General features: G+C 66.9%; 12 protein-coding genes. 6 read left to right on the top strand and 6 right to left on the bottom strand.

Features of this window, described 5'->3' with window-relative positions; all coding sequences use genetic code 11:
* The first annotated feature begins 45 nt into the window (after nucleotides 1-45).
* From ACSYS9_RS20330 to ACSYS9_RS20315, 4 genes are read left to right on the top strand one after another with little or no spacing between them, the layout of a single operon-like run.
* A complete protein-coding gene (locus ACSYS9_RS20330) occupies nucleotides 46-735 on the top strand; it encodes a response regulator transcription factor (RefSeq protein WP_049463657.1) in 690 nt (229 codons plus the stop codon).
* On the top strand, nucleotides 728-2119 hold the full coding sequence (locus ACSYS9_RS20325; RefSeq protein WP_071228134.1) for a sensor histidine kinase: 1392 nt from the start codon (nucleotides 728-730) through the stop codon (nucleotides 2117-2119). Before ACSYS9_RS20330 ends, ACSYS9_RS20325 begins: the two co-directional genes overlap by 8 nt.
* The gene (locus tag ACSYS9_RS20320; RefSeq protein ID WP_071228135.1) at nucleotides 2116-3171 is read left to right on the top strand and encodes an ABC transporter substrate-binding protein; all 1056 of its coding nucleotides are present in this window, start codon (nucleotides 2116-2118) and stop codon (nucleotides 3169-3171) included. Before ACSYS9_RS20325 ends, ACSYS9_RS20320 begins: the two co-directional genes overlap by 4 nt.
* Nucleotides 3172-3199: 28 nt before the next feature.
* Nucleotides 3200-3850: a response regulator gene (locus ACSYS9_RS20315; protein ID WP_005410976.1), complete on the top strand. Its 651-nt coding sequence runs from the start codon at nucleotides 3200-3202 to the stop codon at nucleotides 3848-3850.
* 597 nt (nucleotides 3851-4447) lie between these two features.
* Here the strand turns inward: ACSYS9_RS20315 and ACSYS9_RS20310 are convergent.
* Together ACSYS9_RS20310 and ACSYS9_RS20305 are read right to left on the bottom strand one after the other, a co-directional pair.
* A complete protein-coding gene (locus ACSYS9_RS20310) occupies nucleotides 4448-7090 on the bottom strand; it encodes a hybrid sensor histidine kinase/response regulator (protein ID WP_071228136.1) in 2643 nt (880 codons plus the stop codon).
* 66 nt (nucleotides 7091-7156) lie between these two features.
* Entirely contained in the window at nucleotides 7157-8326 is a 1170-nt protein-coding gene (locus ACSYS9_RS20305; RefSeq protein WP_071228137.1) for an OprO/OprP family phosphate-selective porin, read from the bottom strand.
* 332 nt (nucleotides 8327-8658) lie between these two features.
* Between ACSYS9_RS20305 and ACSYS9_RS20300 the strand changes: the two genes are divergently transcribed.
* Both ACSYS9_RS20300 and ACSYS9_RS20295 read left to right on the top strand, forming a co-directional pair.
* A complete protein-coding gene (locus ACSYS9_RS20300; RefSeq protein WP_049398388.1) occupies nucleotides 8659-10002 on the top strand; it encodes a dicarboxylate/amino acid:cation symporter in 1344 nt (447 codons plus the stop codon).
* A gap of 230 nt (nucleotides 10003-10232) precedes the next feature.
* Nucleotides 10233-12524, top strand: a complete 2292-nt coding sequence (locus ACSYS9_RS20295) for an NADP-dependent malic enzyme (RefSeq protein ID WP_032129106.1) — start codon at nucleotides 10233-10235, stop codon at nucleotides 12522-12524.
* Nucleotides 12525-13020: 496 nt separating this feature from the next.
* On the opposite strand, the gene ACSYS9_RS20290 is transcribed toward ACSYS9_RS20295, so the two are convergent.
* From ACSYS9_RS20290 to ACSYS9_RS20275, 4 genes are all read right to left on the bottom strand, one after another.
* Complete coding sequence (locus ACSYS9_RS20290; RefSeq protein WP_177179496.1) at nucleotides 13021-13479, bottom strand: hypothetical protein; 459 nt, start codon at nucleotides 13477-13479, stop codon at nucleotides 13021-13023.
* Nucleotides 13476-14291, bottom strand: coding sequence for a hypothetical protein (locus tag ACSYS9_RS20285; RefSeq protein WP_071228138.1), 816 nt, complete (start codon nucleotides 14289-14291; stop codon nucleotides 13476-13478). The genes ACSYS9_RS20290 and ACSYS9_RS20285 overlap by 4 nt, the downstream gene beginning before the upstream one ends.
* Before the next feature lie 206 nt (nucleotides 14292-14497).
* Nucleotides 14498-15238 (bottom strand): basic secretory protein-like protein, encoded by a 741-nt coding sequence (locus ACSYS9_RS20280; RefSeq protein ID WP_071228139.1) that lies wholly within the window; start codon nucleotides 15236-15238, stop codon nucleotides 14498-14500.
* The gene (locus ACSYS9_RS20275) at nucleotides 15235-18579 is read right to left on the bottom strand and encodes a GH92 family glycosyl hydrolase (protein ID WP_071228140.1); all 3345 of its coding nucleotides are present in this window, start codon (nucleotides 18577-18579) and stop codon (nucleotides 15235-15237) included. The genes ACSYS9_RS20280 and ACSYS9_RS20275 overlap by 4 nt, the downstream gene beginning before the upstream one ends.
* Nucleotides 18580-18625 lie beyond the last annotated feature (46 nt).

The raw sequence follows: 18625 nt of genomic DNA, 5'->3' as shown, positions 1-18625 counted from the left end.
CGGCGGCATGCGGTAGCATTCGTTTCCCCTCCCACCCCCGTGCCCATGCGCCTGCTGCTGGTCGAAGACAACCCGGATCTGGCCGATGCGATCATCCGCCGCATGCGCCGCAGTGGGCACGCCGTGGACTGGCAGGCCGATGGCCTGGCGGCCGCCAGCGTGCTGCGCTACCAGAGCTTCGACTTGGTGGTTCTGGATATCGGCCTGCCCAAGCTCGATGGCCTGCGCGTGCTGGCCGGCATGCGCGAGCGCGGCGACAGCACACCGGTGCTGATGCTGACCGCGCGCGACGGCATCGAAGACCGTGTGCAGGCGCTGGACGTCGGCGCCGACGATTACCTGGGCAAGCCGTTCGATTTCCGCGAGTTCGAAGCGCGCTGCCGCGTGCTGCTGCGACGCGCGCGCGGCCAGGCCAGCGAAGTGGTGCAGATCGGTGGCTTCCAGTTCGACAATGCCGCGCACCGGGTCAGCCTCGACGGCGAACCGATCGAACTGCCGAACCGCGAGTACCGGCTGCTGGAGATCCTGGTCGGCCGCCTCGGCCAGGTGGTCGGCAAGGACGAAATCGGCAATGGCCTGTTCGGCTTCGACGATGAAGCCGGCCCGAATGCCATCGAGCTGTATGTGGGGCGCCTGAGAAAGAAGCTGGCAGGTGCACCGCTGCGCATCACCACGGTGCGCGGCGTTGGCTACCTGCTGGAAGCCAGTGATGACAGCGCCGACGCCGATGGCTGACGCGCGTACCGCGAACGCCGCACCGGGCTCGCTGCGGCGCACGCTGCTGCTCTACCTCGGCGCGTTGCTGGCGGTGTTCGCGGTGGCTCTGCTGTTTGCCGCGCGCGGCTATGGCCAGCGCGCCGCCAACCGTTCCTACGATCATCTGTTGGTGTCCTCGGCGTTGTCCATTGCCGATTCGGTGGCCCTGGTCGATGGCCAATGGCAGGTCGATCTGCCCTATGCGGCGCTGGACCTGCTGGCGATGGCCCCGGAAGACCGCGTGTTCTATCGGGTCGCCGACAGCCGCGGCACGCTGATCACCGGCTACGGTGACCTGCCCGCACCGCCGCGCCGGCCTGGTACCCAGCCGCAGCTGTTCGATGCGGCGTACAGCGGTGAGACCGTGCGCTTCGTGGTGGTCGGCCGCAGTTTCGCCGCCGCCTCGGCGCAGGGTGAGGTACAGGTGCAGGTCGGCCAGACCCGGCGTGCGCGTGAAGCGGTCGCGCAGGACATGGTCAATCGTGCATTGCTGGCGATCGGTGTGTTGTCCGGGCTGCTGCTGGCACTGGTGGCGTTCGGCGTGCATCGTGCGTTCCGGCCGCTGGTGCGGGTGGAGCGCGAGCTGTCGCGCCGCGAACCGTCCGACCTGAAGCCGCTGGATGCCCGTGTACCGCGCGAGATGGACCAGATGGTGGCAGCGTTGAACCGCTTCATGGAACGGCTGTCCAGCAGCAACGAGACCTTGCGTGCGTTCATGGCCGAGGCCGCGCACCAGATGCGCACGCCGTTGGCGGCATTGCGTGCGCAGGCACAGCTGGCGCTGGATGACGACGATCCCGAAGACATGCGGCGCAGCCTGCAGGCGATCGAGCGCAACGCCACCCACATGAGCCGGTTGTTGAATCAGTTGCTCAGCGATGCCAGCGTGATCCATCGTTCGCATCTGCAGCGCTTTGCTGCAGTGGATCTGGCCGAGACCGTGCACCAGGCCCTGCATGAAGCGCTGCCGCAGGCCGGCCCGGCGCCGCGCGTGCAGCTGGCGATGACCGCCGAGCCGGTACAGGTGCATGGCGATGCGCTGCTGCTGCGCGAGGCGATCAAGAACCTGGTCGACAACGCGTTGAAGTACGGTGGTGATGGGCCGTTGCAGATCGCATTGACCGTGGAAGGCGGGCAGGCCGTGCTGACCATCGCCGACCACGGTGCCGGCATTGCCGCCGCCGATGCCGAACGCGTGTTCGAGCGCTTTGCCCGTGGCGAGGGCGCGCCGTCCGGCGGCGCCGGGCTTGGCCTTGCCATCGTCAAGCGTGTGGTCGACAGCCACGGTGGCCGCATCGACCTCAGCAATCGTCCTCAGGGCGGGCTGATCGCCACCATCCGCCTGCCCCGGAGCAGTCCATGATCCGTCTTTTCGCTGCTGCCCTTGCCTTGCTGTTGGCCCTGCCGGTGCTGGCTGCGCCCGGCGATGTGCGCCGTTTTCCCGCACAGGCAAAGACCACGGCGCAGCTGCGCATCCACGGCACCACCGACATCGAAGTGTTCGCGGTGGTCATCGCCGACTACCAGCGGCTGCACCCGGGCACCGAAGTGGTGTACGAGGACATCATCACCCAGGACCTGTACGCGCGGTACCTGCACGACCGCGGCGGACCGGCATCGCCGGACCTGCTGATCTCCAGTGGCATGGACCTGCAGACCAAGCTGGTCAACGATGGTCATGCACTGCCGCACCGCTCCGCGCAGACCGCCGCGCTGCCGGCTTGGGCGCAGTGGCGCAACGAGGCATTCGGCATCAGCTACGAGCCGGTGGTGATGGTCTACAACACCCGCGCGCTGACGGCTGCGAGGGTGCCGCACACGCGCCGGCAACTGCTGGACCGGTTGCGCGCCGAAGGCGCACCGCTGCGCGGCAGGGTCGGCACCTATGACATCGAACGCAGCAGCGTCGGCTACCTGCTGTCAACGCAGGATGCGCAGCGTGGCAGCATCGCCGGTGCGCTGCTGGGCGCGCTGGGCGACAACGACGTGGTGCGCGAGGAGCGCACCGGCGTGCTGCTGGACAAGGTCGCCAGCGGACAGCTGTCGCTGGTCTACAACGTACTCGGCTCCTACGCGCAGGCGCGCATCGACGCGGGTGCGCCGCTGGCGATCGTGGAGCCCGAGGACTACACGCTGGTGGTGCTGCGTACCGCGGTGATTCCACGTACCGGCCCACATCCGGAAGAAGCCCGGCGCTTCCTCGACTACCTGTTGTCGCCGCGTGGCCAGCAGGTGCTGTCGCGCGAGGCACGCCTGATGCCGATCGTGACCGGCAACGCACGTGGCGACGATGCGCCCGGCCGCAGCCGCCGCCCGATCCAGCTCGGCCCGGGCCTGCTGGTGTACCTGGACGCGCTCAAGCGCCGCCAGTTCCTGGATGCCTGGCGCAGCAGCGTGGAGCCGGCGGGGCGCTGAGGCTCCGGCCTGCCCGTACAATGGCGGCATGAGCGAATACACCATCCTGATCGCCGATGACCACCCGCTGCTGCGTTCGGCGGTGGTGCAGTCATTGCGGCAGAGCCTGCCGCTGGCGCAGGTGCGCGAGGTGGCCAGTGCCGATGCCCTGGCCGAAGCGCTGGATGCCCACCCGGATGTGGACCTGGTGCTGCTGGACCTGACCATGCCCGGCGCGCACGGTTTCTCCGCCCTGCTGCACGTGCGCGGCTCGCATCCGGACATTCCGGTGGTGATCCTCTCGTCCAACGACCACCCCCGTGTGATCCGCCGCGCGCAGCAGTTCGGTGCTGCCGGTTTCATTCCGAAGTCGGCCCCGGCCGAGACCATTGGCGAGGCCGTGCAGGCGGTGCTCGATGGTGGACTGTGGTTCCCGGCGATGGCCGCCGAGCGCTCGGAGGCCGATGCGCTGCTGGCCAGCCGCCTGGCCCAGCTGACCCCGCAGCAGTTCCGCGTGCTGCTGTGCCTGGCCGATGGCCTGCTCAACAAGCAGATCGCGTATACGCTGGGATTGGCCGAGAACACGGTGAAGGTGCATGTCACCGCGATCCTGAAGAAGCTCGAATGCCATAGCCGAACGCAGGCGGCAGTGCTGGTGAAGGCGCTGGAGCCGGAAGGCGACGCGGGGATCGGGTTGTAGTTTCCAGCCAACGGCGCAGCCCCTCGTGGGTGGGTTTGGGTTGGTCGCTGAAAGCAGAAGCCGCGAGTGGGCCGGTCGGGTCGGGTGCGCGGGGGACGCCGTGAATCCGTCCCTGGAGGCTTGGCAGCCGCTTGCTCGTGTGCGCAGTCCTGCGCACACGGCAAGACCGGGGTTGGGCGTCCTGCCCAACCCGCCGAGGCATGCCTCAGGCCCATGCGGCTGACACCCCCGCGCACCCAACCCGACCGGCCTCTGACAGATTTCGGTGGCCTGCCACCCACGGAGAAGAAAAAAGATCAAAAGCAAAAGCAGGCTGTCAGGCCGCCTTTTGTAGAGCCGAGCATGGGCTCGGCTTTACACGAGCAAGCGCAGCGCGCGATCCGCTTCTGATCTTCTTTTTCTTCTCCGTGGGCGGACGCGCACGGAACTTGTCCGTGGTCGGGTAGATGGGCTGCGCAGGGGCGTGAGCCGCATGGATGCGGCGACCGAGCTTACAGGGACGTACTTGCAGCGCCCCCTGCGCAGCCCATCTACCCGGCCTCACCCATGAACCGCGTTACGCCTCCACCCACGAGGGGCTGCGCCGTTGGCTGGAAACTACCCGCGATGCCGGATCAACAACTGACTCATCAGCGCCCGCAGCGCCGGCGGTTTCACCGGCTTGGCCATCATTCCCCAGCCACGCTCGGCGGCCATCTCACGCAATCCCGCATCGCGCTCGGCAGTGACCAGCACCACCGGCGGGCGGGCCTGCCACAGCTCTGCCAATGTCTCGTACAGCACCGGGCCGTGGTGGTCACCCATGCGCACATCCAGCAGCACCAGCTCCGGCACGGTTGCCGTCGTGGCCAACTGCAGCGCTGCCTGCGGGCCATCGGCCAGCAGCACCTCGCAGCCCCAGCGCTCCAGCAGCGCGCGGCTGGCCGCGCACACGTGCGGATCGTCGTCGATCACCCACACCCGGCGCCCACGCAGCGGATTGTCCGCCGCCGGTTCCTGCACCAGCACGGGCGCGGGTGCCGTGGCGGGAATCGCGCTGGCGTCGCCGATCGGCACACCCACCGCGAACACGCTGCCCCGGCCAAGCTGCGAGCGCAGCCGGATCGGGTGGCCGAGCAGGCGACCGATACGGTCGACGATCGCCAGGCCGAGGCCGGCACCGCGCTGCTGGCCGTCGTGCAGGCGGCGGAATTCCTCGAAGATTTCGCCCTGCAGCGCATCGGGAATGCCGGGGCCCTGGTCGTGCACTTCGATCCACAGCAGGCCTTCGCGGCGACGGCAGCCCAGAAGCACGCGACCGCGCTCGCTGTAGCGCAGCGCGTTGGACAGGAAATTCTGCAGGATGCGGCGCAGCAGCGCTTCATCGCTGACCACCACCGCATCGGTATCGACCCAGTCCACCACCAGGCCACGCGACTGCGCGGCGATGCCGAATTCGCGCGCCAGTGTCTGCAGCAGCGGCCCGAGCCGGAACGCCTGCACACGGGTCGGCAGGCTGCCCGATTCCAGCCGCGCGATATCCAGCAGACTGTTGAGGATCGCATCCTGCGCGGCCAATGCAGCGTCGATGTGATCGCTGGTCTGCTGCTGCGCCGGGTCGCTCAGCTTGCCGCGCAGCACCGAGACGAACATGCGTGCTGCGTTGAGTGGTTGCAGCAGGTCGTGCACGGCCGAGGCGACGAAGCGGGTCTTGTAGCGGTTGGCCTGTTCGGCCTCGCGGCGTGCTTCGTCCAGGTCGTGGGTACGTTCGGCGATGCGGTGTTCCAGTGCATCGGCCAGCGAGCGCAGTTCGCGTGCAGCATTCTTGTAGCTGGTGATGTCGGCGTAGCTGGTGACGAAACCGCCGTCGGGCAGCGGGTTGCCGCGGATTTCCAGCACCGTACCGTCGTCCTTCTCACTTTCGCGCATGTGCGGACGGCCGCTGCGCAGATGGTTCAGGCGACGCTCGATGGCCTCGTCGACCGGGCCGGGACCGAGCAGGCCACGGCGTGCGTTGAAGCGGAACAGTTCCTCGATGGGCCGCCCCACGCGCACCAGGTCCAGCGGGAAACGGAACAGTTCCAGGTAGCGCGAATTCCATGCGACCAGACGCAGGTCCCGGTCGATCACCACCACGCCCTGCGGCAGGTGTTCGAGGCTGCGGCTGAGGCCGCTGTCGGCATCGGTGGCGGCCTGCAGCAGGCCATCCTGTGCGGTGCGCAGTTCCTGTGCATGCTGCTTGAGCAGGGTTTCCAGCTCGCGGCGGCTGCGCAGGCGATGCTTGGCCAGGCGCCGGCGCTGCTGTATGAACAGCACCAGGAAGCCCAGCGCCAGCCATGCGGCACCTCCGGTAAGCGCGGCCGCACGGCCGGCGGCGGTGGCGGCACTGGCGTCGTGCAGCAGGTGCAGGTTCCAGTCTTCGGCCGGCAGCGCAAGGCTCTGCCACAGCATCGGCTGCGGCAATGCCGGATCCAGCAGGCGCACCATGCGGCCGCCATCGGCCAGTACATCCTCGGTACGTGCGCGCAGTGGCTGGAGGGTGCGATCGGCGTACTGGCGGGCGTCCAGCATTTCGCGGCGCTCATCGGCGCCCAGCGGTCGCAGCAGGCGGTAGCGCCAGCTGTCACGGTTGGCCAGGAACACCACGTCGTGGTCGTCACTGGCGAGCACCACGTCAGGGCTGCTCAGCCACTCCTGCTCCAGTGCCGACAGCTCGACCTTGATCACCACCACGCCGAGCCGCTTGCCGTCTTCCTCGATGGCCTGCGACAGGTAGTAGCCGGGCACACCGGTGGTCATGCCGATGCCGTAGAAGCGGCCGCGGCCCTGGGCCAGCGCCTGGCGGTAATAGGGACGATAGCTGTAGTTCTCACCGACGTTGGTGGTCGGCTGGTCCCAGTTGCTCGCCGCCACCGCCACGCCATCGTGACCGACCAGGGTCAGGGTCGAGGCACGGGTGACTTCATTGGCGCGTTGCAGCTTGAGGTTCAGCCGCTGCCGTTCGGTGGGCGAGGGCTGCACACGCAGGGCGTGTAGAAGATCCGGATCCAGTGCCAGTACCTGCGGCAGCGTGCCGAAGCGGTCGATGCGCTGCTGCAGGCCCTGGCCATACAACTGCAGCTGGCGTTGTACCTGGCTGCTTTCCTCACCGAGGGCGCGCCGCCAGGCGTAGTGGCCGGCGGCGACCGCACACAGCACGGTGCCGCCGACCATCACCGCGATGGTCAGCAACAGCATCCGGTGGCGGCTGAGCCAGTACATGGCGGCAGTCTACGCAGGGCCGGCGGGCGTGGCGTACACGCCCGCCGGGATCTGACGTGGAAGGGGTCAGAAGTGCATCTGCGCGCGCAGTTCGAAGATCTCCGGCGTGCTGTGCACGCCGCGACGGCTGGCGTCGACCTTGACGTAGTTGGCCTGGAACTTGAAGTGGCTGGTCAGGTACCAGTTCGCACCCAGAGTGAGGTCGTGCTGGCGGCCGCCGAGGATGCTGCCATCGTCGAGGTCCATGCGGCTGTAACGGGCCACCAGTTCCACCGCGCCGTAGTCGTGCGCCGGCTTGATGTTGGCCACCGCACCGGCGTTGTACGGGCGCGATTCGCCGGTCAGCACCCAGCTCGCCATCGCGTACTGGCCGCTGCCGGTGTAGTCGGGCTTGCCGTCATGGCGGGTGACCGTGGCGCGCAGGGCTTCGGCCTGCACCGAGAACGGGCCGCGGATCCAGATGCCTTCCAGGCCGGTGCGGCGGATCTGGTCGGCGGTGACCAGCGCGCCGGAATCGACATAGCGAATGTCGGTCAGGCCGGCTTCCGGACGTGCGCGCAGGCGCGCGCTGGCCTCGTGGTGCACGTCGCGGCCATCGCTGTAACCGCGCGGATTTTCCTGCGAGTAGGCCAGGCCCAGGTGGATCACGTCACCCGGCGCCTTCACCGGGGTCCACACCGCACGCACGGCCTGGGTGGTGCCCGGGTTGTCACCCTGCAGGTCCTTGCCGCCATAGGCGCCGGCCTGCAGCAGGTACTGCGGGCGCTCCAGCACCCATTCCACACCCGTGCGGCGGCCGGCGTAGAAGGCCTGCACGGGCAGCGCGGTTTCCAGGAAGCTGCCGGCGCGCGAGGACGTGTTCGCGTCCAGACCGACCGGGGTCTTCATGTAGCCGAAGCGGAAGCGGCCGATGTCGCGGCCGAAGAAGGCCTTGCTTTCGAAGCGCACGAACACGTCCAGCCAGGTATCGGACTGGAAGTCGTAATAGACCATCGCGTCGTAGACGCCCTTCTTCTTCAGCGTCGCACCGAACTCCTTGCGGCGCACGGCGTCGTCGTCCTCAAGGCCGCTGCCCGAGGAGAAATCGTTGTAGTCGTAGGCGATGTTGGCGGTAGCGGCCAGCTCGGTGCCGTCGCCGAAGGCGTACTTGGTCGGCCAGTTGTCGAAATCGGCAGCCGAAGCGAAGGCGGGAAGCGCGGCCAGCGACAGGGCCAGCAAGGTGGGAATCGGGCGCATGTTGGGTGCGGCTCTCTCAGATTGCGTGTGGACAGGACAACAACGGCCGCAAGGGCCGGAACTTTCGCAATGACGCGCCCGGCCGTTCAGCTCGGGCCACCGGCCTCCCCGTGATCGGGCGGTGCGGCGCCAGTGTAGGCATCGCGGCCACCTGAACCGGGGGGCTAGTACCAATAGGTTATCTGCGCCAGCGAGCCCGGCGCGTACAAAGGCGTCCATTGGTCGCACCCCCTGCGCGTGCTGCACAGGGCCTGCGGTCAGTTTCCACGGTAACGGTTCCCGTGCAGTCCCGGGGCCGTACGTGCCTGAAAATGCCCCTTCCGGAGTCCGCCATGCACATCCCGACCGCAGCACCGGTGCCTGCAAAGCCGTTGCCGATCTATCGCCAGCTGTACTTCCAGGTGATCGTGGCGATCGTCCTGGGCGCCATCCTCGGCCACTACGAACCGTTGATCGGCGAGAAGATGAAGCCACTCGGCGATGCCTTCATCAACCTGGTGAAGATGATCATCGCACCGGTGATCTTCCTGACCATCGTCACCGGCATCGCCGGCATGACCCACCTGCGCACGGTGGGCCGCGTATTCGCCAAGGCGATGGCGTACTTCCTGTTCTTCTCCACGCTGGCGCTGATCGTCGGCATGATCGTGGCGCACGTGGTGCAGCCCGGCGCCGGCATGAACATCAACCCGGCCGAGCTGGACCAGACCGCGGTGCACAGCTACGTCGAGAAGTCGCATGACCTGACCCTGGTCGGCTTCCTGATGGACATCATCCCGAAGACGCTGCTCAGCGCGTTCGTCGATGGCAACATCCTGCAGGTGCTGTTCGTGGCCGTGCTGTTCGGCATCGCGCTGGCATCGGTGGGCGAGAAGGGCAAGCCGATCGTGAACTTCCTGGAGGCGCTGGTCGCCCCGGTGTTCAAGCTGGTGCACATCCTGATGAAGGCCGCGCCGATCGGTGCCTTCGGCGCAATCGCCTTCACCATCGGCAAGTACGGCGTTGGCTCGCTGATCAACCTGGCCTGGCTGGTGGGTTCGTTCTACCTCACCGCCTTCCTGTTCGTGGCGGTCATCCTGGGCCTGGTCTGCCGCCTGTGCGGCTTCTCGGTGTTCAAGCTGGCGCGCTACCTGAAGGCCGAACTGCTGCTGGTGCTGGGCACCTCCTCGTCGGAGTCGGCGCTGCCGTCGCTGATGGAGAAGATGGAACGCGCCGGCTGCAGCAAGTCGGTGGTGGGCCTGGTGGTCCCGACCGGCTACTCGTTCAACCTGGACGGCACCAACATCTACATGACCCTGGCGGCGCTGTTCATCGCCCAGGCCACCAACACCGAACTGACCCTGGGCCATCAGATTGCCCTGCTGCTGGTCGCCATGCTCAGCTCCAAGGGCGCGGCCGGCGTCACCGGCGCCGGCTTCATCACCCTGGCCGCCACCCTGGCCGTGGTGCCGGAGGTGCCGGTGGCCGGCATGGCGCTGATCCTGGGCGTGGACCGCTTCATGAGCGAATGCCGCTCGCTGACCAACTTCATCGGCAATGCCGTGGCCACCGTGGTGGTCTCGCGCTGGGAGGGGGCGCTGGACCGCAACCGCCTGAAGCTGGCGCTGGATGGCCGCGAAAGCGAACTGCCGCCGCTGATCGATGCCGTGCCCGAGGCGCTGCCGGCCAGGGGCTGATCCAGGTGTGTGGTACCGCGGGGCCGATCACGACAGTGGTACGGCCCCGCGGCGTTTCAAGGCGTCCCATGGCTGTCATGGGACGCACCGAAGCTGGTGTCGCGGTACCGTCGCATACGGCACGGAATTGTGCGGTCGCAGCATGCCTGCGACAGGATAGCGACAGGTCCAGACGCTCCAACGGGGGTATCATCCCCTGTCCCTTCTGCCCATTCATGTAACCCACATCGATGTCCAACGAAGATTTCAAACAGGCCGCCCTCGATTACCACCGGATGTCCCCGCCGGGCAAGATCAAGGTTTCCGCTACCAAGCCCATGCTGACCCAGCGCGACCTGTCGCTGGCGTATTCGCCGGGCGTGGCGTATGCCTGTGAAGCGATCAAGGCCGACCCGCAGCAGGCCAGCGAGCTGACCGCCCGCGGCAACCTGGTGGCGGTGATCTCCAACGGCACCGCGGTGCTGGGCCTGGGCAACATCGGCGCGCTGGCCGGCAAGCCGGTGATGGAAGGCAAGGGCGTGCTGTTCCAGAAGTTCGCCGGCATCGATGTGTTCGACATCGAAGTGGATGAAACCGACCCGGACAAGCTGGTCGACATCATCGCCTCGCTGGAGCCGACCTTCGGCGGCATCAACCTGGAAGACATCAAGGCGCCGGAATGCTTCGTGGTCGAGCGCAAGCTGCGCGAGCGCATGAAGATCCCGGTGTTCCATGACGACCAGCACGGCACGGCGATCATCGTCGGCGCAGCGGTGCTCAACGCCATGGCGATCACCGGCAAGAAGATCGAGGAAGTGAAGCTGGCGACCACGGGCATGGGCGCGGCCGGCATTTCCTGCGTGAACATGCTGGTGCAGCTGGGCCTGAAGCCGGAGAACATCCTGGCCTTCGACCGCGAGGGCGTGATCCACACCGGTCGTACCGACCTGGACCCGGAAAAGCAGCGCTATGCGCGCGACACCGACAAGCGCACCCTGGCCGAGATCGTCGACGGCGCGGACATCTTCCTGGGCCTGTCGGCGCCGGGCATCCTGACTGCCGACATGGTCAAGACCATGGCGCCGGATCCGGTGATCTTCGCGCTTGCCAACCCGACTCCGGAAATCATGCCGGAACTGGCGCGCGCCGCCCGTCCGGACGCGATCATCGGCACCGGCCGTTCGGATTACCCGAACCAGGTCAACAACGTGCTGTGCTTCCCGTACCTGTTCCGTGGTGCGCTGGACGTGGGCGCGACCGCGATCAACGAGGAAATGAAGATCGCCTGCGTGCGCGCCATTGCGGCGCTGGCGCGTCGTGCGGCCACCGACATGGGTTCGGCCTATGGCGGCGAGACCCCGAGCTTCGGTCGTGAATACCTGATCCCGCGCCCGTTCGACCGCCGCCTGCTGGTGGAGCTGTCGGCCGCCGTGGCCCAGGCCGCGATGGACTCGGGCGTGGCCTCGCGCCCGATCGACGACATGGGCGCTTACCGCGACAAGCTGGCCCAGTTCGTCTACCGCACCAGCCTGATGATGAAGCCGGTCTACGACCGCGCGCGCAGCGACAAGCAGCGCGTTGTGTATGCCGAGGGCGAAGAGGAAGTGGTGCTGCAGGCGGTGCAGAACGTGGTCGATGACGGCCTGGCGCACCCGATCCTGATCGGCCGCCCGGAAGTGATCGAGTCGCGCATCGAGCGCCTCGGCCTGCGCCTGAAGATCGGCGAGAACGTTGAAGTCACCAACATCAACGACGACCCGCGCTTCAACGAATACTGGCAGTACTACCACGGCCTGACCGGCCGTCGTGGCGTGACCGTGGCCGCGGCGAAGAACCTGATGCGTTCGCGCCCGACCCTGATCGCTGCAGTGATGGTGGCCCGTGGCGAAGCCGATGCGATGCTGACCGGCATCGTCGGCCGTTTCCACAAGAAGCTGGGCTACGTGCGCAGCGTGCTGCCGCTGGAGCCGAAGGTCACCTCGACCTCGGCGATGACCGGCGTGATCAACCAGCAGGGCGTGTTCTTCTTCGTCGATACCCACGTGCAGGAAGACCCGACCGCCGAGCAGCTGTGCGAAGCGACCCTGCAGGCGGCCTACCGCATGAAGCTGTTCGGCATCGAGCCGAAGGTGGCGTTGCTGTCGCACTCCAACTTCGGCAGCCACGATTCGAAGGACGCGCTGAAGATGCGCCAGGTGCGCGAGCTGCTGCTCAAGCGCAACCCGCGTCTGAACGTGGACGGCGAAATGCAGGGTGACACCGCATGGGACGAAGCGCTGCGCCAGAAGCTGCTGCCGGGCTCGACCCTGCAGGGTCGCGCCAACTTGTTCGTGCTGCCGAACCTGGAAGCGGCCAACATCGCCTACAACCTGGTGCGTGTGTTCACCGACGGCGTGGCGATCGGCCCGATCCTGATGGGCGTGAACAAGCCGGTGCATATCCTGACCACCAGCGCGACCTCGCGCAGGATCCTGAACATGACCGCCATTGCGGCGGTGGATGCGCAGATCCGCAAGCAGCTGGAAGCGGAAAAGAAGGCGTAAGCCTTCTTTCCAGCGTCAGCTGCAGAAGCGCGCCCCCCGGGGCGCGTTTCTGTTTCCGCAAAGCGGAAACGGGTAGTGCCGGCCGCTGGCCAGCAACCGCAATCATGTCCACCACCACCGCAGCCGGCCAGCGGCCGGCTCTACCGCCCGCCGGCCTGTGCCACACGCGCTACGCCGCCCGGTCATGTCCCTGCAACGCCGTTGCGGCCCAATACGCCCACGCGGCCCGGCCGTGGGAAGGGACCGGACCGGCCTTCCCACCCTGGGCCCGACCAACTTTTCATGGGCGAGGGTGTCATGCGCAATCGAGTGACGCGGCGGTACTTTCAGCAGCTGTTCGCGCTCTACGCCGGCTTCGTGCGGTCGCGCTGAGGCAGCGATGTGGTAGCGCCGGGCCATGCCCGGCGAGCGCGCAGCGTGGCGAATCAGGCATTTCGCCGGGTGTGGCCTGGCGCTACTGAGCGAACGTGGCAACCAAGGTGTGCCGCAGTGGTAGCTATTGAGCTACCGAAGTAGCTCCGATGGTCACCCTTCCGCCGCCACCGCCACCGCCACCGCCACCGCCACCATATCCCCAGCCACCTCCGCCACCAAAACTGCCGCCTCCGTCGCCACCGCCACCTCCTCCACCTACGTTGGAGCCAACCCAGTTGCTGCTGTACTCAGAGATCTTTTCCCACAGCACAGTTCCTTTCCCGTAGCGATACTTCGCGCAGACGCTGCCGTTGCAGAGCTCCACAGTCTTGGGGGATCCTTTCGCGTCAATCCAAGAATCAACTTTTGGATTGATCGTTGATCGGAGGAATCCATGTGCTTCACCGTCCTGTAGGTAGGGTCCATCGAAACTGCAAGACTTGCCGCAGTAGAATTTCCCAACCGACGCTGCGATTGCTGCGCCTCCCAGGCACGCGACCACGATCATCAGCCAGCGATTGCGTTTCGACTTTCCTTTCATTTCATTTCTCCTTTTCTTCGATTCGATATCTCGATATGCCATCGGTTCGATTCCCGTTGCTGGTCCGGTGAGAGTTGGCTCCAGAGCCGCTCGGCATAGCGAAGCCCCTTGCCGCCACTGGCCTGGCTGAATGCGCGCGCATAGGCGTGTGCGCGTGCTGCATCGCGAGGCACATGCAGGCCATCCTCAAAGGTGGCCGCAAGAAGCATCAGGGCATTGCTGTCACCCGAGTCCGCGGCTTCGTTGAGGAATCTCACTGTCGCTTCCTTGAATCGCTTGACGAGCTCTTCATCGAACATGGAGTGCTCATCGTCGAACTGATGAGACGCCAGTCCCGAGAACATCAATTTCGCAGTGGAGTCGCCGTCTGACGCCGCGTAGTAGGCGAGGTCATAGATGGAGTGTTCTGATTCAAGAGCGGAGCAGTCTGAGTCACCCAGAACGTTTTCCCGGAACTCACGCTGCTGGTCGGGAGTCAGTCCCGTCGGAATGTCTGTTTCCGCCAAGCTTGCGGCGTTTGTGCAACGCGCTATGTCCTGCGCCAGCAGAAGGGCCTGCTGGGGCGACAACTTTCGGCGAATTGCAATCAACTGAGTCCCGGCGGCGGCAACGCTTGCGGCCTGCGTCGTCTCGATCGCAGCATCTTTTCCGTTGATACGAACCCGTACGGTCTGCTGCTCTTGGGGGGCAACAGCGAGAACGCTCGGCGTGTTGCTTCTCGTCCAGATCGCGGTCGTAATCAGTGCAATGGCTGCTCCTGTCACCAGCACAACGACCGCTTTGCGCCTACCGACCTTGGTTCTGATTTTCATGCAAGCAAGGTTAGCGACCCTCGCTCAGTCACGATGTCGGTTGCTGCCGCGTGCTGTTGTGAACAGGCGCCTATCCGACTTGTCGGATTACTCCGCGCGAGATCGTAATGAGATCCCGTTGGGCAGGTCGTGCCGGGCCATGCCAGGCGAGCGCGCAGCGCGGCGAAACAGGCGTTTCGCCGGGCAAGCCACGGTGCTACCTGCGGTCAGCGCTTGCCGCGCCGTGCCGGCGCCGGCGCCGGTGCATCCGAACGCGGCTTGGCGTACTGGGCCCACAACGCCGGCAGTGCCTTGCCGGTGTGCTTCTGCCACAGCGCCGGTGCATAGCGGCCGTCGCGCAGGGCCTTGTCCAGTGCCAGCACCAGGCCGGGATGTTCCGCCTCCGCCCACTTCAGGAACGCACCGGTCACCCGGTAGCCGCTGTCGACGTTCTGCCCCTTCTCGACCTTCACCGGCAATGCCCAGCCAGCAGCGGCGTTGTCCATGCCGTAGCGGTCGCGCGCGTAGTCGGCGATGCCTTCCACCAGCCAGCCCGGTACCCGTGCATCGCCGTAGCCGGGATACCCCTGCACGATGTGCATCGCCTCATGGGTGACCAGGTCGATGTCGTTCGGATGCTGCGCCAGCCAACCCGGATTGATGGTGATCGTCGCTGCCTGGTCCTTGTCGCCGACGAAGGCGATGCCGGTGTAGGCCGGATCGATCACGATGCGCACCATTGACGGCGCAGCGGGATGGAAGTCCGCACGTTCGCGCAGGTACGCGAAGAAGAACGTATCGATCACCCGCTTGCGCTGCGGTGCGGCCAGGGCGCCACGGGCGTCCTGGTAGTTCAGCGTCACGCCGTCGCGGGTCAGCTGCGTATCGAACGCCTGGGTCTGGCCGAAGCTTGAGAAGGACAGGGCAACTAGGGCCAGAGGCAGTAGACGGAAGCGCATGCAGTTCATTGTACGGTGCCGGGCGCCAGCAGTTCGATCTCCGCCAGCGGCAGCCGTGCCGGTGCCGCCAGGCGCAGGCGGTACTCGCTGTAGCGGCCAGGCTTGGCGATGCGGAACGGACGGGTCTGGCGGGCGGATGCGAAGTCTTCGCCGCTGCGCTGGTCGAGCACGGCCCAGCTGCCGCCGCCGTTGCGCGCCTCCAGCGTCCACTCACCGCCCTGGATGCGGCCGTCACCGCTGGTCAGCGTGTACATCGTCGGGGTGCCCTCGGCCAGGCCGGTCAGCGCGATGGTTGCACCGGCGCCCAGACCCACCGTGGTGCCGGCATCGTCATCGACCAGCGCGGGCAGGGCACGGCCATCGGCCAGCGTCGCCTTCGCGCCGCTGCCGAGCAGGTCGTGCAGCAGCTGCGGGTGCTGGCCGCGCGCGGTCAACGAGCGCGGCACATCGTCCACGCCGCTGCCCCAGCGCGAGGGGCGGGGTCCCATCACGAAGTCGAGGGTCGCGCCCTTGGCGATCAGGTCGTGCGGCACCCAGGTCTTCGTCCACGGCGTACCGTTGATCTTCAGCGACTGCACGTAGACGTTCTCACGCGAGTTGTTGGCCGCGTTCACGGTCAGCACCGCGCCACCCTGCAGCTCCACCCGTGCATGCTCGAATGCCGGCGAGCCGATCACGTACTCCGGGGCGCCCATGCGCAGCGGGTACAGGCCCAGCGAGGCCAGTACGTACCATGCCGAGGTTTCACCGTTGTCCTCATCACCCGGGTAGCCCTGGCCGATCTCGCTGCCGACGTACAACCGCGACAGGATCTCGCGCACGTGCTGCTGGGTCTTCCACGGCTGCCCGGCGTACAGGTACATCCACGGGATGTGGTGCGCCGGCTGGTTGCTGTGCGCATACATGCCCATGCGCACGTCGCGCGCTTCGGTCATCTCGTGGATGGTGCCGCCGTACGAGCCGGCCAGTGCCGGGTCCGCGGTTTCCGGCGTTGCGAAGAAGGTATCCAGCTTCGCCGCCAGCTTTTCGCGGCCGCCATACAACGCGGCCAGGCCTTCGCCGTCATGGGCGGCGGTGAAGGCGAAGGTCCAGCCATTGGATTCGGTGTAGTCGTGGCCCCACACGCGCGGATCGTAGGCCTTTGCGTCCACGCGCCAGCGACCATCAGCCTTGCGGCCCTGGAAGAAGCCTGCCGCCGGATCGAACATCGTCGCGTAACTGGCGGCGCGATGGCGGAAGTAGTCGGCCTCGGTGCTGTAGCGCTCGCGTGCGGCGGGCGCGGTCGCGCGCTTGGCCAGGGCATCGGCCATGTTGGCGATGCCAAAGTCATTGAGTGCGCCTTCCATCGTCCACGACATGCCTTCGTGCACGTCGGCACTGGCATAGCCGCGGAAGGTCGAACGGTTCATGCCCTTGCGGCCGACATGGCGGTCCGGCGGCACCACGGTCGCGTTCTTCAGCGCGGCGGCATAGGCCTCGGCCGGATCGAAACCGCCGACGCCCTTCAGCCATGCATCGGCGAAGGCCACATCGGAGCTGGTGCCGACCATCAGATCGGCGTAGCCCGGCGACGACCAGCGTGCGATCCAGCCGCCGGCGCGGTACTGCTCGATGAAGCCCTGCACCAGCTGCCCGGCATCGTCGGGCGTGAACAGCGCATAGGCCGGCCAGGTGGTGCGGAAGGTGTCCCAGAAGCCGTTGTTGACGAACACCTTGCCGTCGCGCACGGCGGCATAGCTGCGGGTCGCGCTGCCCTCGGTGTTGTCATCGCTGGCGCTGGCCTGGTTGGCGTAGCGCCACTCCGGTGCGGCGGCGCTGCCCACGTTCTCATGGCCGGAATTGGGGTACAGGAACAGCCGGTACAGGCTGGAGTACAGCGTGGTCTTCTGGTCGTCGCTGGCATCGCCGATGTCGAAACGGGCCAGGCGCGCATCCCATGCATCCTGCGCACGGCCGGCCACGCTTTCCAGCGTATCGGCTGCGGCGATTTCCAGGGCCAGGTTGTGCCGTGCCTGCTCCATCGAGATCAGCGAGGTGGCGATGCGCATGGTCACCCGCCGGTCGCTGCCGGCATCGAACTTGATGTAACCGGTCGGTCGGCCGGTGTTGAGGCGCCCACTGCTGCGCCACGGCCTGTCGAAGCTGGCCACCACGTACATGCGGCTGGCGCCGTTGGACAGGCCGCTGCGCGTATCGGTGTAGCCGGACAGTGTCTGCGTGGCAGCGTCCAGGGTCAGGCCACCGCGTGCATCGACATTGTCGAACAGCAGGTTGGCGTCGCCGCCCTCGGGGAACTCGAAGCGGAACAGCGCGGCATGATCGGTCGGCGCGATGGCGGCCGCGATGCCGTTGTCGAAGCGCACGTCGTAGCGATACGGGCGCGCGCTTTCATGGCTGCGCTCGAATGACAGCGCGCGCTTGCGACGGTCGGCCTCCGGCACGCCACGGCTGGCCGAGGGCATCACCTGGAAGGTCTGGCGGTCGCCCATCCACGGGCTGGGCTGATGGCTCAGCGCAAGCGCCTGCAGCTGCGGACGGTTCTGTGCGTCGTTCTGTTCGTTCCAGCGGTACAGCCAGTTCAGTGCGCCAGCATCGGTCACCGGGGTCCAGAAGTTGAATCCGTGCGGTACCGCGGTGGCCGGGAAATTGTTGCCGCGCGAGAAGGTGCCGTTGGCATGGGTGCCACGGGTGGTCAGCACCCAGTCGGAGACGCGCGCTGGCTGCTGACGTGGCACTGTGTCCAGGCGCACGTCATCGATCCAGCCCGAGACCGGTGCACCGTCGGCACTGGCCACCTCCAGTTCGATCGCCACCACGCGGCGGCCCTTCAGCGCGGGCACGTCGCCCAGCCGCACCGCCTTGCGCACCCACTGCTGCGGATACAGCGTCTTCGAATCGCCCTGCGCGCGCGCACCGATGGCCATGCCATGCTGGTCGCGTGCAGCGCTGGCCGAAACGCGGCTGCCATCGTCCAGCAGCAGGTCCAGTGACACATAGGTCGAGGCCACGGTGTCCTTGCCGACGATCTCCGGCAGCACCAGCCACGACAGGGTGGTATCGGCCTCGATGGTCATATCCGCCTTGAACAGCTCGCGTCGCGCGCTGCCGCCTTCGCTGCTGTAGCGCAGTGCATGCAGGCCGCTGTAGCCCGCATTGCGCTTGGCGGCGTAAGGCGCAGCAGGGCCGTTGCCGATCGTGACCTGCAGTGCGCCTGCGGCCGGTGCCGGAGCCGGCTGGCCCGGTTCGAACGAGGTCTGCAGTCCCTGTGCCAGCACCGGCATCGCGGTAGTCGCACAGGCCAGGGCCAGGGCGAGCGGAAGCAGGGCGCGGCGTGGATCGGACAGGGTCATGCAGGGGTCTCCCGGAAGGGCAGGCGGCGGGCAGAACCCGCATCGG

Source organism: Stenotrophomonas sp. STK17_22 (assembly GCF_051983905.1).
GTDB lineage: Bacteria > Pseudomonadota > Gammaproteobacteria > Xanthomonadales > Xanthomonadaceae > Stenotrophomonas > Stenotrophomonas maltophilia_A.
The sequence above is the reverse complement of the archived record's forward strand: the minus strand, read 5'-3'. Positions and strand labels throughout refer to the sequence as shown.